The sequence below is a fragment of the Desulfovibrio simplex genome (assembly GCF_055387835.1).
Window position 1 is genome coordinate 3,773,589 of the sequence record NZ_AP042377.1, and the last position, 15,914, is coordinate 3,789,502.

Sequence of the window (15,914 nt, forward strand, 5' to 3'; positions counted from 1 at the left end):
ATGTGGTATTAATGTGCGCATACAGCCAAGAATGCAACTAGGGTAATCGCCATTATAATTTCATAATATCTCTGTTAAGATAGTTCCGCACGGTGTAATATGGCTACGCTTGGCAGTTTCCCAACAAGAGTAAATCCTTCAACTTGCAGTGCGTGTGTCGCAACTTCAAGTCGCTTCGATGTACCTTTGCAAATAATCGTACACTCCACACAAAGCAGTGGTCGCAGTTTTTCGCATAACGATCCTGAAATTTTAGATAAAAAGTCAAGATCAAGATACACGGACTGATAGGGCTCTCCAATGAAAGCGCTATTTTTGATCCGCTCAAAGGCTGTTTCCATCTCTCCTGTTTGCGAGTGGTAGTGGCCTTGAAAGCCTGCGCAATGTAACCACTTAAAGCGTTCATACACCCGCTGTGCTTCGCCTACTGATGCGTTGGCATGGCCAAGGAGGCTACTGGGAACGAGATCTCCAGTGACAGAACCAACGGCCTCCGAGAGATTACTACAATGATCATAGCTTGTAATTTCCAGCGTGGGATCTGTGAAGGTCGCGGCCCTTGCTATATAGAGTTCGCGACTAGGCGCATACAAAAAGCGTTGAGGACGCTGCTTTCCCAAGGTGGCAATAATGGCAATTAGTGATTGCGCGGCTCCAGCATCCCACGGCTTCCGGTTATGCTGTAATCCTTGTTTCATGGCAAAAAACAGATACTCCTGCAGATCTCCTTTCTCGCCAAACCACTCAGTAAGCTGATACCCGGCATTTTTATCACTCTTGCACCACTGATGGATCAGATTTTGAAAAATGAACCGCGTGGCAACAGAATAGAGTTTTGCATGCAGATAACCGTCCAAGCAGTTGGCGTGAGCCATGTAGCGATACGCGCAGTCAACTATTTTTTTTTGCTCTGGAAAATTCGAACAAAAATAATTCATCAACATAACAGCATAGCGCATTTTCCGATCGCTAGCGTTACTTTCAATTGCCATGCTTCTGTCGTATGGAGCAGATTTCACCTCTGGCGAGTTGTCCACATGAGGGCACGCCACAGCAGGGACTTTATGAATTTCTACGTTTCCTAGTCCCCAGTTTTCATCATTTGCACTTTCAGGAAGAGTGAGCGGCCGCTTCTCGGGCTGAATGGCAGCTCTTGCCATAGGAGGCTGCTGCAAATCATAACAAAAAATACCGGCGTGCGTCAGCTTGAGCAGTGGGCCACGCTGCATAACGCGCAAAGAAATTTCTATATCCTGCGCTCCCCATCCGCCAATCTGTTCATTAAACCCATGCAACGCTAGCAATTTTTCACGTGATACAATATGAGCCCCCTCCCCAGCGGAAACTCCGGGCACTCTTGTTTCGAGACGCATCCCCGGAGTGTGCAACAGCAAATAGCGCTCCAGATTATCCAGTGTAAGCCGTTCCGCCGCTTGCCATGGAATAAGAAAACGTTCTAATCCCATATAACAATTTTTAATATCTACACCACAGTAAGTGCCCAATTGCAGAAGATGAAAGAAAGCTCGCATTGCTGGGGCAGGTATAAGGACATCAGCAGGCCCCACCATAACCATAGCGCCTTCTGCACGACGGGCACCTACGTTAAATCCCCTTGAAATATCAACGATAGGCCCTTTACCAATATGGGTTGCAATTATCTCTGGTGTTACTTCAAGAAACTTGACGCACTGCAGGGCAAATTTATTGAGATTTAATGCTTCGCGCAAAGGGGTATCACTATTCCAGTCTACGACCAACATCTCATAGCGATCTAAAAAACCCGCCTCCGCGACACTCGCTGCATTGTAATTAATTGTCATTTCAAGGCGTTGCTTGAAATTTCCAAGGTAATTGTCATTTCTGCCAACTACCACCTGTGAAAGCAATATATTCGTACTTTGCACGATTAATCCCTGGAATCAGCTATTTTTTCAGGAAATACTGTGTAATCTTCATGTGCAAAAAAGACCACATGGGCACCAAGATGCTCTAAGCGTATGGGCACGATGAGCATGCCCTGCAGCGCATTTTTTACACGCTCTCTATACTCGGGGCGTACATAGAACATCATGAAGCCACCGCCCCCCGCGCCACAAACTTTGCCTCCGCTGGCGCCTGCGTCCATGGCGCGTTTGTAGATAACATCCAAAACCTCGGTGGAGACTTTTTTAGAAAAACTCTTTTTTAATTTCCAAGCCTCATGCAATAGAGAGCCGAAGGCATCGATACCTTTTTCGCCCTGCCCCAAAAGGCTTTGCGCTTCGTCGACCATATGATGCATTTCTTTAAGCTGTGACACCATCAACGGAAGATTTTTTTTATGTTCGGCCTGAATCTCAGAGGACATGCGTGCAATACCACTAAAACAAAACAGCAGATTATCTTGCAGGTAATCCAGATTCTCTTTGGGTATAAACAGAGGATTTATCATAATCTGTTTTCCCCTACCAAAATCGATACGATTAAATCCGCCAAAGGCTGCCGCATACTGATCCTGCGATCCCACATTTTCCCTAATACGCTCCTGCTCCACAATTATTGCATGCTCTGCCAATTCTCTCTTAGTCACCATGCGCCCTTGTAGACCGTACAATGCCATGAGCAGTCCAACGGTAAAGGAGGAACTGGAGCCGATGCCGGACATGGCGGGTATGTCACCTGAATGAAGAATCTCCAGCGGATATTTATAATCGAGAAAACGTATACACTCTCGCACCGAGGGGTGCTGGATGTCGGCAACACTGCTCACACGCTCTGTCTGAAAGTAGCGGATACGGTATTTATGGTCAAAATATGGAGGAAGGTGGCGGCAATGAATGTAAGAATAACGGTTGATGGTGCTGCTGATAACAGCCCCACCGTGCTCGGAATAATGCGCAGGAAAGTCGGTACCCCCGCCAAAAAAAGATACACGATAAGGAGTTCTGGTAATTATCATCAATGTTTCTCGATGTGTGTACGAACAATGGAGTAAAGACTTTCTTCCGCAGTAAAAAGATGCGTAGTTAACAGGCTTTTTTCCCCAGCTGCCACATCGCTTTGTTTATCACCCACAAGCAAACTACGCGTTCTGTTTGTGGGCCATTTGGCAAGTAAACGTTCAATCATTCCATTTTCAGGCTTGCGGCAAGGGCAGGCTGTGTTTAGGCCTGGCACGATTCCCTCAGGATGGTGCGGGCAAAAGGCAAAATCATCTATGTGTGCGCCGATGACGGACAATTCCTGTTGCATATGCTGGTGAAGCTGATGCACATCTTTTTCAGTATAGTAGCCGCGGGCAATGCCTGCCTGATTGGTCACCACAAAAACGTTATACCCGTGGTCATTGGCGTAGAGTATGGCTTCGCGCGCATCCCCGAGCCAGCAAAAGTCTTCGCGCCGATGGGTGTAGCCCGCGTCTACATTGAGCACACCGTCTCTGTCAAAAAAAATTGCTGGGCGGGTTATTTTTTTCACCCATTCATGGCGCACACGCGCCAAATCATCAACAATGCCGATGTCTATAAAGTAGCTTTCAGGAAACTCCGTGTATTCCAAAACTTTTTTTTCAGCAAGATCAGGAAAAATATCCCGCTCCAAAGATGATGGTCTATTTTCAGGAATACACTGAATAATTTCTCGCTTCAGATAGTACAGACCAGCGTTCATTAAACCTGCAGTGTTACTTTCGTCCCTTTCATTAAACGCAAGAACTCGTCCATCTGCAACGCGCACAGATCCATAGCGGGTGTTATGCACGATATGGCGCAATGATATACGTCCCAGAGAAGCATTGCCGGCAAAAGGGAGCACAAGGCGCTGTACATTGCATTCAAAATATGAATCACCGTTACACAGTAAAAATTCTCGTGCAAGCAGCTCCTTGGCATGAAGAATTGCGCCACCCGTGCCCAGGGGGTACTCTTCTCTACAGCAGCGTATGGAGACTCCCAGCTTTTTTGCAACACTGCCATCGCCAAAATATGCCTCAACAACTTCTCCTCTGTATCCTGTGAGTAAAATAAAATCTTTAAATCCAAAACGGGTCAACTGTTTTATAATATGCACAACAAAAGGATACCCATCCACCTCAAGCATAGGCTTTGGGGTATCATGCACAAGGGAGCCAAGGCGTGTGCCTTGGCCCCCGATGAGGATCGCGCATTGTTTTTTAAGAGACATATTTTCGAGGAAGGGTATAGCTTGTCATGCGTTCAATGTGTTCCTTTGTTGACGCTCCAAATTTTTGTTCTATCATCTGCAGATATGTGGGATTAGTAAAATACTCTAACCACCCAGCATCACGGAACTTAAGGACTTCTTGTCCGGAGATGTATTTTGTAGGCAAGGGCAAGGTATCGTAAGCATGCTGAGAATAGCCATTCCATGTTGCAGGCAAGGACAGATTCTCACCTATAGCACGCTGATACAATTTTGATCCTGGGTAGGCCATGGCGCAATAAAAATTGAAAAACTCACAATTCAATTCTTTTGCAAAATCCAGGGTTTCCCGCATTGTGCAAAGGTCATCTTCAGGAAGTCCCACTAAAAAGTTTCCGATAGTATGTATTTCATGCTGTCTGAAGGCTTCTATTGCCATAACGGCTTTATCTTGTTTGAAATTTTTGTGCATATCCGCCCGGACTCGCTGACTTCCAGATTCTATGCCTGGCGCTAGCCAGCGAATTCCTGCTTTACGCATGAGCTCTAGCATTTCATGCGTCCAAGTATCAACGCGAACATACGCCCATATGTTTAAGTCATAACCTTTGGATACTATTTGTTCACAGATGCTTTTTACATGCGCTGTATTGTAGACAAAAAGCTCATCAGCAAACTTTATGTTTGTGATGCCATACTTGTTAACCAATATATCCAGTTGATCAAGGACAGATGTCGGTGAAAACAGGCGATAGGCACTCTTATTTTTTAACCCTAAAACATCTTGTCCATGCTTGAACGGTGCGTGAATACAGCAAAAATCGCAACTAAAAGGGCAACCTAAAGACGTATATATTGAAGAGTAAGAGTTTCTTGAGTCAAGCCGCCCAAAGCAGTGCCAATTATGGGCTACATATTTTTCCACAGGCAGTAAATCCCACGCAACGCCCGGCATCTCATTGTCCAAATCCATCACCAGCGGGGCAGAGGCATTATGAAAAATTTGCCCGTCATGCCTGTAAAGCAATCCACGAACTTTTGAAAAATCAGGAGAGCGTGATTTCAGCGCAAGAACCAGTTCATGTAGAGTGTACGGCCCCTCGCCATCGCACACAAAATCACACGCTTCTTCCTGCAGTGTTCGTTCTGGCAATGCCGCTACATGCCCTCCAATAAAAAGTATCGGCTGTTCAGGCATGATTTCTTTGATATTTATTACCAGTTGACCAGCCCCTGGCATCACCAGGGTGGATGCGGAGGGCTGCTGCCCATAACAAACCACTGCCACAAGGACTGGCGAAATTTGCTTTACAATATCCGCGGCATCGGCATATCCCAAGCCTTCTGCGTTGGTATCAAGAATGCGTACCTCCAGCCCCTTTTTATGCAAAAAAGTGGCGAGCATACCCGCCCACACCGGGGGCTCCACAGATGCAAACTCACTACCAAGCCTCTGATAGGTGTCCACCCTATTGCTTGGATGAACAAGTAATACATCGATTTTTTTCATATATTATCTCAAAATATTTTTAATATGCCAGTACTCTGCGCACAGCATCGACGATTGCATCCTTGCCGACATAAAAACCTTGCTCCAGTGTATATGAAGATGGCGTCGACACATCTGGAGTTGCAACACGTTGCACAGGGGCTTTTAGATACTTATAACCTGGCCCTGCGGCAAGCGCGGCAATTTCAGCCGTCACACCTCCGGTAAGCCAACCAGTATCTGCAACAACGAGCCTGCCTGTCTTTTGTAGTGACTCAAGAATAAGAGCAGTATCAAGTGGTTTGATCGTACGGAGATCAATAATTTCTACATCAATATTTTCTTCTGCCAATTCACAGGCTGCTTGCCACGCTTCCTGTACCATTTGGGATGTAGCGACGATGGTAACATCTGCACCGATGCGTCGCACAGCACCTACTCCGATAGGCACAAGATATGGCTCTTGAGGAACAACACCAATATTTTTGAAATTATAGCGGTGATCTAAAATAAGGACAGGATTATTATCCTTGATGGCAGATAACATCAGCCCCTTGGCATCATAGCAGGTGGCAGGCATAACCACCTTAAGCCCTGGTATATGCAAAAAAATGCCTTGTAAGGCCTGGGAATGTTGCGCGGCTGATCCCCATCCTCTGCCCGTACACGCCCACAAAACCAGGGGGACAGGCACCTGCCCATCAAACATATAGGCCCATTTCGCCGCATGATTTGCTAATTGATCAAGAGCTAAATATAAGAAATCAGGCCTGTTATGAAAGTACACAGGGCGCATGCCACATTGAGCTGCGCCTACGGCAATACCCGTCAGGGCGGTTTCAGCCAGGGGGGTATCAAAAACCCTGTCTGAGCCAAACTCGCCATGTAAATTTTTGGTGCACCCAAACATGCCTGAAGGATCATCAACCCCCTGTCCCATTACAAAAACAGAGGGGTCGTTGGTCAGGGCAGTATGCAATGCCTCACGGGTAGCATCGGCCCAGCTTAACATGCGTCCAACAGCAGTTACCGCGTAGCCAGGCTCATGTGCCTCAGCTTTAATTCGACTCCATGGCATATATTACTCGCAGTAGACTGTACCCATAACGTCTTTAGGGTCAGGTAATGGGGAAGACAAGGCAAATTCAAAGGCCCCGTCAATTTCATTGGATATTTCCGCCTCAATTTGACACAGACTTTCAGCGCCCAAGATACCACTCTCTTGCAACTGTGTGCGGTACCTACTTAAGGGACACAGCTTCTGCCATGCCTCAATTTCAAGGGCATCTCTGTACCCTTTGGGGTCTTGAGCCTTGCACCCAGCGTGGCCAGAAATTCTATATGTGTGGCATTCTATGAAACTTGGCCCCTCACCATCGCGTGCGCGTTGCACAGCATCGCGGGCTGCGTTGTGAACCAATTCCACGTCATTTCCATCAAGTTCCCATGATGTAAGCGCCGCAGAATCATAGCCAGTGTGAAAGACAGAACGTGCATTCTTTCGTTGCTTTAAAGGAGAACAAACAGCCCATTTATTATTTTCGAGAATAAAGACTACAGGGAGCTTTTTTAGCACTGCAAAGTGGATACTTTCATAGAACACACCCTCTTCTGAAGCGCCATCACCAAAAAAAACCACACTTACGCGCGGTTCCTTACGCATATGAAAGGCAAGTCCATAACCAGCTCCGATAGGAATACCACCTGCGACAATCGATGAAGACCCTAAATGTCCAACACTTGTATCGATTATGTGCATGGAGCCACCATAACCATGGGAGCATCCTGTGGTGCGACAATGCAGCTCTGCAACCAACCGAGACATGTCTCCACCCTTTGCAAGGTAGTGTCCATGCCCTCGATGATTACTGGAGATAACGTCATCTTTTTGCAGGGCAGCGCACACCCCTACTGCAATGGCTTCCTGCCCGATACAAAGATGCACAGGTGTGCGCATGTTGTCTTGTAAGTATTCAGCATCTATGCGTTCTTGCAAACGGCGTATCCGCAGCATTTGCTTGAACATTTTCAATCTATGGCTGGAATCCATATATCCTACCTCACCAGCGTTACGCCATGCTTGGTTATCCGCTCCCGCCAATAGTGCAGCAAATCAACCATAGTTTTTTCAAAAGGAATTTCCGGTTTCCACCCCGTATGCTTGTTAAACTTGCCAATATCTGGAATTTGCAAGTCAGCATCAAGGGGGCGTAAGCGTTCAGGGTCTATCTCAACGCGGATATCCGCTCTACGACTCGATTGTGAGATAAGAAAATCCAGCATTTCTCGCACGGTACATGTATGCGCACCGCCAATATTGTAAGACTCGCCCGCCTGCGGATCCATCGTTACCAACATGTAGTATGCGCGCACAGCATCGCGCACATCAGCCCATGTGCGTAAAGAGTCCAGATTCCCCACTTTAACTATAGGCTTAATGAGCCCTGCTTCAATAAGGGCAATTTGCTTGGCAAAGGTGGACTCCACAAACACGTCACCCCGGCGAGGGCCAGTATGGGTAAACATACGTGTAATGACACATTTTTGCCCATACGCTTCGGCATGGAATTTGCCGATAAGGTCTGTACCAATTTTAGAAATAGAATAGGGAGAAGCAGGGTGAAAACTGCATTTTTCGTTGATGGGCAATTTTTCCTTGGGAACTCGTCCAAAAACTTCAGAGGAAGAACACACATGAATGACGGGGTCCAGACCGGGAGAACGCCGTACAACTTCAAGCAGCCGCTCTGTACCCAATATATTGGTATCCAGTGTATTAATGGGGGAGGTAAAGCTCGTTTTGGGATAGCTTTGGGCGGCGAGATGAAAAATATAGTCTGGTTGCGATTCTTCCACTGCATGCTGCAAGGAGAGAGTGTCTGTCAAATCTCCGTTAACAAAGTAAAGTCGATCTTTCTTGTTTGCCCGCTCCAGCAAATGTTCCACGTTGTCCAACGGGCTGCGCCAACGGCACATACCATAAATATCCCAGTCCGTATTGGCCAGCAGGTAGTCGGTCAAATGAGATCCAACCATGCCAGTTATACCAGTTATAAGGGCTCTTGGTGCAGACATGTTAATCCTTATGCTCCTGAATAAAATTCCGCATTACTTCAATGAAGTATGCAACATCGTCTTCAGTAATATCCTGATGCACACCAATATGCAGGCCGTGTAATCCAACGTATTCACTGTGCGGGAAATCACCAAGTTTGTGCCCTAAAAATTCATACCCTCCACACTGCGTGGGGATGGAAGTAAACAGCGTACGCGGATCAACCCCATTGCGTTGTAAATATACAGAGAGTTCATCACGCGTAAAAGGCGTATTTGGCTTAAGCACAAAAGGAAAAGCATGAGGCCCGATGCGCTCATGTGATTCTTCAGGAAATACCGTAAAATACTCTTCAAATTCCGCAAAGCCCGCAATCATGGCCATAAGGTTTCTATGACGAACGGCAATTATCTCGTCATACAATTCCATAGAACCAAGCCCGAGCGCAGCTTCTAAATCATTCATGCGGCTGGAATAGCCGAGCCGCTGAAAGTGAAAACGCTTGTCGCCCACAGACGTGTCTGCAAACCGTTTTTCGCAACGCCCGCCGTTTACCGTAGAAACACAAACCTTGCAGGCGCAGGCTCGCCCATGCCCTCTGAGAGAGCGAAGCACTTCCGCGTAATCTTCCCTATCGGTAGTGACGATGCCACCGTCACCCGTAGTTATAATGTGTGCAACATACAGGCTAAAAGCCCCCATATCGCCCAGCGCACCCGCAGGCTTGCCCTTGTAGAGTGCTCCCCAGGCCTCGGCGGCATCTTCGACAACCACAAGGTTGTTACGCCTGGCAATGTCGTTGATCTCATCCATGGGGGCGGGCTTGCCCATCAGGTGCACAGGCATGATGGCTCGCGTACGCGGTGTAATGGCCGATTTCAGTGCGCTTACATCAATATTGAGGGTTGTGGGATCAATATCAACAAATACGGGTTTAAAACCGGCGTGGATAACAGCATGCCCTGTGGCCACATAGGATAAAGCAGGAAGTATCACTTCATCGCCACGCTCGGCTCCAAAATCGTGCAAAACAGCAAGCGCAAGCATGTCCGCGTCTGTACCAGAACTCACGGTTACGGATTCTTTTACACCTATAAGATTAGCAATGGCGTCTTCAAAACGACGCACCAAGACCCCACCCGAAACACGCTTTCGATCAAGGCAGTCGTTGATTAGCTTCCTTGATGTTTCGGTAAGTGACATGGTACCAAAGGGGATACGCATAAAATCTCCAATAGAAGGTCACTATTTATTTGCTATATTTTCGAGGTACCACTGGTAAGCATCCGTTATACCTTCCCGCAACGAAATCTTTGAGGTCCATCCCAAATTATGCAGCCGAGTGCTGTCCACAAGCTTGCGAGGCGTGCCATCTGGCTTGCTGGTATCTTGTACGATTTCACCGCGGTACCCAACAACCTCGGCAATAATTTTTGCAAGTTCGGCTATGGTCACTTCTTCGTTGGTGCCAACGTTAATATGTTCTTCTTCATTATAGTGCTGCATGATGAAAACGAGGGCATCTGCCAGGTCATCAGCATGCATGAATTCACGAAATGCTTTACCCGTACCCCACACAACGACTGAGGCATCCCCGGCTAACTTCGCATTATGGAAACGTTGCAACATGGCTGGTAGCACATGCGAGTTAAGAGGATGAAAATTGTCGTTGGGGCCATACAGATTAGTGGGCATGGCTGAGATGGCGTTGAAGCCATACTGCCGCCTGTACGCCTGACAGAGCTTGATGCCTGCAATTTTAGCAATGGCGTACCACTCATTGGTAGGCTCCAACGCACTGGACAGTAGGGCCTCTTCGGGAATGGGCTGCGGAGCAAGCTTGGGATAAATGCATGAAGACCCCAAAAACATCAATTTGCGTGTGCCGTGCCTGTAGGCGGCATCAATCACATTGGTTCCAATACTCAAGTTATCATATATAAAGTCTGCGGGATATGTTGAATTGGCGTGTATACCCCCAACTTTGGCTGCGGACAGAAATACATAGTCAGGACGTTCGTCAGAGAAAAACTTGTTTACAGCATTCTGATTACATAAATCCAACTCGGCATGTGTGCGCACCAATACACTGCTATACCCTTTAGAACGCAAACATCGCATCAAAGCAGAACCTACAAGTCCCCTGTGGCCTGCCACATAAATTTTCGCTTGTTGTTCCACAACTACTCCTCAAAAAATGCTAGGAATCCCCAGCTACATTTTCTACGATGCCACACGCATTGGCGCCTTTCGCAAGAAAATCTTCATATTGCGGCAGTACAGCATCAAGGCTGCCGTGCATACGCACAACACCGCTATCAAGCCAATACAAAACATCACAGCCCTGTACAGTACTCAGCCGATGCGCAACGATAATAATTGTAATATTTTTTCGCAAAGTTAGGATAGTTTTTTGTATTGCTGTTTCCGCTGCACCATCCAGGGCGCTGGTGGCCTCGTCAAAAAGTAATATATCAGGGTCATCGTATAAAGCACGAGCTATGGCCACCCGCTGTACCTGCCCGCCAGACAGGCGGACTCCTCGGTCTCCTAAAATAGTATCTATATTTTTAGGCAAATCGTCCAAAAAATCTATGGCAGCCATCTGGCAGCAACGTCGCACCCTCTCCTCATCAGGTTTTTTGCCCCAGTCAGCAAATGCCACATTCTCGGCTAAGGATGCATCTATAATATAGGGATTTTGCGGCACATACCCAAGCCTTAAAAAACCAGGCGTCGGCACAGCCTTCTCCCCATCCAGCAATACCGAACCGTTTTTGGGCGCAAGCAGTCCAGTGAGCACCCCCACCAAGGTGCTCTTCCCCGCACCAGACAAACCAATGAAACCCACCATGCTACCTCTGGTAATGTGTAAATCTATCCCTTGCAAGGCTTCAGCTTGTACTGCCGGGTAACTGAAAGAAACACCGCACAGGTCCAAAGTTCGCATAAAATTCTTACGGCGTATGCATTTCTTCATTCTGGGCATAACTATGTAGTGGGACAGCAATGTTGTGACTGGAGCAATGTTGGATTTGATTTGCAATACCCCGCCCACAATCTTATTGAGAGCTGGCAGTAAACGCCACGAAATGGCTGCCATGAGCGTGAGTGTTCCTGTAATATTGGCCACACTGTCGCCGCGCAAACTCATGAACAACACAGAAAAAAAAAGCAAGAGCATTCCCACTCCCTCCAATACCCAATGTGGTAGAGGGGGATACATGGCCTGCTTTGCAGCAAATTTTGACGTTGAGTCAGCAAAACTCATAAAATGCGAATCAAAAGCGTTTTGTTGATTATATATTTGAACTTCACGTATCCCGTACAAACCGGAATGCACGATTTTTCCAGCATGCACCGCTAGCTGAGCCACCATCTCTCCAGTTTCACGAGCCTTCCGCTGCGATGCCTTATACACCAGCCAGGAAACACAGGCAGCTAGCCCGTACAAAAAAAATGATACTAAAGGTGCCACCCAAAATGCGCCTACCATGAGAAAAGTCATAATGCAGGCCTGAGCGGCTACCTGCACTGCCCCCAAAATATAGCCTGTGACATAGATCCGCCAGTTCAAGTACCCAAGCAGCTCCGCTGGATTTTTTTGAGTATGCCATACATAGGGCGCGTACAAATAGTTATTAAAGACAATGCCACCGACGTCCCAACTGATCCGTTGCGATACCAGCCCTTGCCAATACGTCATGAGGGCCGTCATGATATTCTTTAATACCGTGGCGAAACACACCACACCCATAATTAAAATGAGCACGCGCATGCTCTGGGGGATATCCTTTCCCCACGCGGGCAGCATCTGAAAAACTTTCCACAGGGGACCAATTTTTTCCAGACTGCTGGGGTCAGCCAGGGCAACCCCCAACAAGGAGATCGCCCCCGCCAGCCCCAATTCGACAAAACCCACAATAAGCATCCCTACAACAAGCCAGAGAAGTTGCCGCTGACGTTGCGAGGGGAGAAGCAAGTATATATTTCGAAAAGTGTTGAACATGGTTACCTGAAGAGGATTAAATGTTCGATCTTAACAGCGTAAAACATGACAAATTTCCTTTTGTTTATCCAAAATATGGAAAGTCCCGAAGAGCAAAAGACAGGCGGCCCGTGATAGTTGTCAAACTCGGGCGTTCTAATAAGCGGCAAGCAACCGTTTTGCTTCCGGCAGTCCATTTCTGGCAAAGGTGGCTGGCGGAAGATAGCCTAGCCACCTTTGCCTATTGTAAAAAGTGTAAATATATTCAATGAAATATGCAATGTTTTTAGTCTGCAGGCTGTAGCTTTTGCAATGGACAATGCATTCTTCAGCAAACCCCAAAAGTTTTTCATGTGCGCGCTATCGCAGTAATAGTCTTTTCTGCTTACGGTCTACGCTACAAATAAGCGAATCTTTGTCCATGCGGGTTACTCGTTATGGCTGAACGTCTTGAATCCAGCCACCTTGCACACGGCGTCGCGCATGCTGAGGGCCAGATCTTCGCGCGCCATTTCGGCCACCATGTCTTCAAAGGGCGTTCTCGGTTCCCAGCCCAGTTTTTCCTTGGCCCTGGCCGAGTTGCCCAGCAGGGTTTCCACCTCTGTGGGGCGGAAGTAGCGCGGGTCTACCCGTACGATGACGTCGCCGGGCTTGACGTGGCACTCCAGCCCCTGACGGTTGCCAGCGGCCTGTTGCAGTTTGTTTACGTCCACAGCTGCCACGGTGCCGATCTCGTCCACGCCTTGACCCTGCCATGTGAGCGTCAGGCCCATTTCTGCCGCTGCCGTATTGACAAAGTCCCGTACCGAAAATTGTCGCCCCGTGGCGATGACAAAATCCTCCGGCTTTTCCTGTTGCAGCATGAGCCACTGCATTTCAACATAATCTTTGGCGTGACCCCAGTCGCGCTTGGCATCCATATTGCCGAGATAGAGACAATCCTGAAGCCCCAGCACCATACGGGAAAGCGCGCGGGTGATTTTGCGTGTCACAAAGGTTTCGCCGCGGATGGGGGATTCATGGTTGAAAAGGATGCCATTGCAGGCATACATGCCATAGGCTTCGCGGTAGTTGATCGTAATCCAGTAAGCATAAAGCTTGGCGCAGGCGTAGGGCGAGCGGGGATAGAAGGGTGTTTTTTCGGTCTGCGGCATTTCCTGCACCAGGCCGAAAAGTTCGGAGGTGGACGCCTGGTAGAACCTGGTTTTTGAGGTCAGTCCAGCAATGCGGATGGCCTCCAACAGGCGCAGCGTGCCGAGGGCGTCCACATCTGCCGTGTATTCTGGCGATTCAAAGGACACCTGTACATGGCTTTGCGCCGCCAGATTATACACCTCGTCCGGCTGCACTTCCTGCATGATGCGGATGAGATTACTGGAATCGCTCAGGTCGCCGTAGTGCAGGATGAGGTTGCGCCCGCTGGCGTGCGGGTCCTGGTACAGGTGGTCAATACGGTCTGTGTTAAAGAGAGAGGCACGGCGCTTGATGCCGTGCACCTCATAGCTCTTGTGCAGCAGAAATTCCGCAAGATAGGCCCCGTCCTGACCGGTGATGCCCGTTATGAGCGCTTTCTTCATGGTCCTTATTTCCTGACCTGACAAATTGTCATAGTAATTTTGCGTTCAGACAGTCCAATGCTAACTTATAAATCTATATTGTATGATGGACGATGTCTACCCAGTGTTTTTATCTGTTTTCGTTGCTGTGCGCCGGCAAATCTTCCCGCCCATACATATCGGCAAAGCGAACAATATCGTCTTCACCGAGGTACGCGCCGGACTGGATTTCAATAAGCACCAGGGGGATGACGCCGGGATTTTTCAGGCGGTGCTTTGTGCCAACCGGGATGTAGGTGGACTGATTTTCAGAGAACAAACATACCACATCGCCGTTGGTCACCTCGGCCGTGCCGCTGACAACCACCCAATGCTCGGCGCGGTGATGGTGCATCTGGAGGGAAAGCTCCGCGCCGGGATTGACGATGATGCGTTTGACCTGAAAACGGCCGTCCATAACAAGCGTTTCGTAGCAGCCCCACGGGCGGTAGACTCGCGGATGCTGTTTGCATTCGGTTCGTTGGGCTGCCCGCAGGCGTCCCACAATGGCTTTGACGTCCTGGACCCGTTGGCGCGGGGCCACCAGAACGGCGTCACTCGTCTCCACAACCACAAGATCGCGCACGCCAATGGCGGTCAGCAGGCGGTGCTGGGCGTTGAAATAGCAGTTTTCCGCATCCTGAGTCATGATGTCACCGTGGCAGACATTGCCGCTATCGTCGGCCTGTTCTGCCTGGTACAGCGCCTCCCACGAACCGAGGTCGCTCCAGCCTGTGGATAGTGGCACAACCGCCGTAAGATCCGTCTGCTCCATGACCGCATAGTCGATGGAGTCGGAGGGCGAGTCCAGAAATGCGTCCGCGTCCGGGCGGCAGAACGCGCCGTCCGTTACATGTCCTTCCCAGGCGGCGCGGCAGGCTGCGTGTATTTCGGGAACAAAGCGTTCAAGCTCTTTCAGGTACACGGAGGCGCGCAGCAGGAACATGCCGCTGTTCCACAAAAAGCCGCCCCGATCCAGCATGGCCCGAGCAGTCGCCGCATCGGGCTTTTCCACAAAGCGGGCCACGCGGTAACCGTCGCCCAAAGCATCGCCCTGTTCGATATAGCCGAAGCCCGTTTCCGGGCTGGTGGGCGTGATGCCAAAGGTGACGATATGTCCTTGTTCCGCCAGGGCCGCGGCAGATGTCGCCCCCTTAAAAAAGGCGTCTTCATCGCTGATGGCATGGTCGGACGGCAGCACCAGCATGAGTGGATCTGCCCCGTTGCAAATAAGGGCAAAGGCCGCAAGAGCGATAGCCGGCGCGGTATTGCGCGGCGCAGGCTCCAAAAGAATGGTGGCGCGAACATCACATTCGTACAGCGCCGCTGTCACGTAAAAGCGGTGGGCTTCGTTGCAGACGACGACCGGCTCCAGGCATCCCGGCGTGCGCCGCGCCCGCAGGAGCGTATCCTTGAACAGAGTGCGCCCTTCGCCCATATCCACAAACTGCTTGGGATAGGTTTCGCGCGAGAGCGGCCACAAGCGAGTGCCGCTGCCGCCGCACAGTATGACGGGGGCAATGTTTTGCATGGATTTACTCATAGTTCAGGTGGAAGTTTCACACAGCATGTCGCATGTATGTTCGTTGTGATGGCAGACTTGAGTCTACACTATTCACGTAGGCAGAACAAGGCTGCCACGCG

The 15,914-nt window shown here is 49.0% G+C and carries 12 protein-coding genes; all 12 read right to left on the reverse strand.

What is annotated here, in order from left to right:
* Window positions 1-74: 74 nt before the first annotated feature.
* Window positions 75-1,907, reverse strand: a complete 1,833-nt coding sequence (locus tag ACZ5DH_RS15375) for a hypothetical protein (RefSeq protein WP_464255108.1) — start codon at window positions 1,905-1,907, stop codon at window positions 75-77.
* Window positions 1,908-1,909: 2 nt separating this feature from the next.
* Complete coding sequence (locus tag ACZ5DH_RS15380; RefSeq protein ID WP_464256575.1) at window positions 1,910-2,941, reverse strand: GHMP family kinase ATP-binding protein; 1,032 nt, start codon at window positions 2,939-2,941, stop codon at window positions 1,910-1,912.
* Complete coding sequence (locus ACZ5DH_RS15385; protein ID WP_464255109.1) at window positions 2,941-4,164, reverse strand: HAD-IIIA family hydrolase; 1,224 nt, start codon at window positions 4,162-4,164, stop codon at window positions 2,941-2,943. Before ACZ5DH_RS15385 ends, ACZ5DH_RS15380 begins: the two co-directional genes overlap by 1 nt.
* Complete coding sequence (locus ACZ5DH_RS15390; protein ID WP_464255110.1) at window positions 4,154-5,653, reverse strand: B12-binding domain-containing radical SAM protein; 1,500 nt, start codon at window positions 5,651-5,653, stop codon at window positions 4,154-4,156. The genes ACZ5DH_RS15385 and ACZ5DH_RS15390 overlap by 11 nt, the downstream gene beginning before the upstream one ends.
* Before the next feature lie 19 nt (window positions 5,654-5,672).
* Window positions 5,673-6,710 (reverse strand): alpha-ketoacid dehydrogenase subunit beta, encoded by a 1,038-nt coding sequence (locus ACZ5DH_RS15395; RefSeq protein WP_464255111.1) that lies wholly within the window; start codon window positions 6,708-6,710, stop codon window positions 5,673-5,675.
* A 3-nt stretch (window positions 6,711-6,713) separates the two neighbouring features.
* The gene (locus ACZ5DH_RS15400) at window positions 6,714-7,682 is read right to left on the reverse strand and encodes a thiamine pyrophosphate-dependent dehydrogenase E1 component subunit alpha (protein ID WP_464255112.1); all 969 of its coding nucleotides are present in this window, start codon (window positions 7,680-7,682) and stop codon (window positions 6,714-6,716) included.
* Window positions 7,683-7,687: 5 nt separating this feature from the next.
* Complete coding sequence (locus ACZ5DH_RS15405; RefSeq protein WP_464255113.1) at window positions 7,688-8,707, reverse strand: GDP-mannose 4,6-dehydratase; 1,020 nt, start codon at window positions 8,705-8,707, stop codon at window positions 7,688-7,690.
* A gap of 1 nt (window position 8,708) precedes the next feature.
* Window positions 8,709-9,911 (reverse strand): DegT/DnrJ/EryC1/StrS family aminotransferase, encoded by a 1,203-nt coding sequence (locus tag ACZ5DH_RS15410; RefSeq protein WP_464255114.1) that lies wholly within the window; start codon window positions 9,909-9,911, stop codon window positions 8,709-8,711.
* 21 nt (window positions 9,912-9,932) lie between these two features.
* On the reverse strand, window positions 9,933-10,868 hold the full coding sequence (gene fcl / locus ACZ5DH_RS15415; protein ID WP_464255115.1) for a GDP-L-fucose synthase: 936 nt from the start codon (window positions 10,866-10,868) through the stop codon (window positions 9,933-9,935).
* A gap of 19 nt (window positions 10,869-10,887) precedes the next feature.
* A complete protein-coding gene (locus ACZ5DH_RS15420; protein WP_464255116.1) occupies window positions 10,888-12,696 on the reverse strand; it encodes an ABC transporter ATP-binding protein in 1,809 nt (602 codons plus the stop codon).
* A gap of 407 nt (window positions 12,697-13,103) precedes the next feature.
* Window positions 13,104-14,252, reverse strand: coding sequence for a GDP-mannose 4,6-dehydratase (gene gmd, locus ACZ5DH_RS15425; protein ID WP_464255117.1), 1,149 nt, complete (start codon window positions 14,250-14,252; stop codon window positions 13,104-13,106).
* A 109-nt stretch (window positions 14,253-14,361) separates the two neighbouring features.
* On the reverse strand, window positions 14,362-15,801 hold the full coding sequence (locus ACZ5DH_RS15430; RefSeq protein WP_464255118.1) for a mannose-1-phosphate guanylyltransferase/mannose-6-phosphate isomerase: 1,440 nt from the start codon (window positions 15,799-15,801) through the stop codon (window positions 14,362-14,364).
* Window positions 15,802-15,914: the final 113 nt, after the last annotated feature.

What these genes read in the sequence shown, in the direction of transcription:
- ACZ5DH_RS15380 (WP_464256575.1), bottom strand. Translation starts at nt 2,941, where the DNA reads ATGATAATTACCAGAACTCCTTATCGTGTATCTTTTTTTGGCGGGGGT.
- ACZ5DH_RS15385 (WP_464255109.1), bottom strand. Translation starts at nt 4,164, where the DNA reads ATGTCTCTTAAAAAACAATGCGCGATCCTCATCGGGGGCCAAGGCACA.
- ACZ5DH_RS15390 (WP_464255110.1), bottom strand. Translation starts at nt 5,653, where the DNA reads ATGAAAAAAATCGATGTATTACTTGTTCATCCAAGCAATAGGGTGGAC.
- ACZ5DH_RS15395 (WP_464255111.1), bottom strand. Translation starts at nt 6,710, where the DNA reads ATGCCATGGAGTCGAATTAAAGCTGAGGCACATGAGCCTGGCTACGCG.
- ACZ5DH_RS15400 (WP_464255112.1), bottom strand. Translation starts at nt 7,682, where the DNA reads ATGGATTCCAGCCATAGATTGAAAATGTTCAAGCAAATGCTGCGGATA.
- ACZ5DH_RS15405 (WP_464255113.1), bottom strand. Translation starts at nt 8,707, where the DNA reads ATGTCTGCACCAAGAGCCCTTATAACTGGTATAACTGGCATGGTTGGA.
- ACZ5DH_RS15410 (WP_464255114.1), bottom strand. Translation starts at nt 9,911, where the DNA reads ATGCGTATCCCCTTTGGTACCATGTCACTTACCGAAACATCAAGGAAG.
- ACZ5DH_RS15420 (WP_464255116.1), bottom strand. Translation starts at nt 12,696, where the DNA reads ATGTTCAACACTTTTCGAAATATATACTTGCTTCTCCCCTCGCAACGT.
- gmd (WP_464255117.1), bottom strand. Translation starts at nt 14,252, where the DNA reads ATGAAGAAAGCGCTCATAACGGGCATCACCGGTCAGGACGGGGCCTAT.
- ACZ5DH_RS15430 (WP_464255118.1), bottom strand. Translation starts at nt 15,801, where the DNA reads ATGCAAAACATTGCCCCCGTCATACTGTGCGGCGGCAGCGGCACTCGC.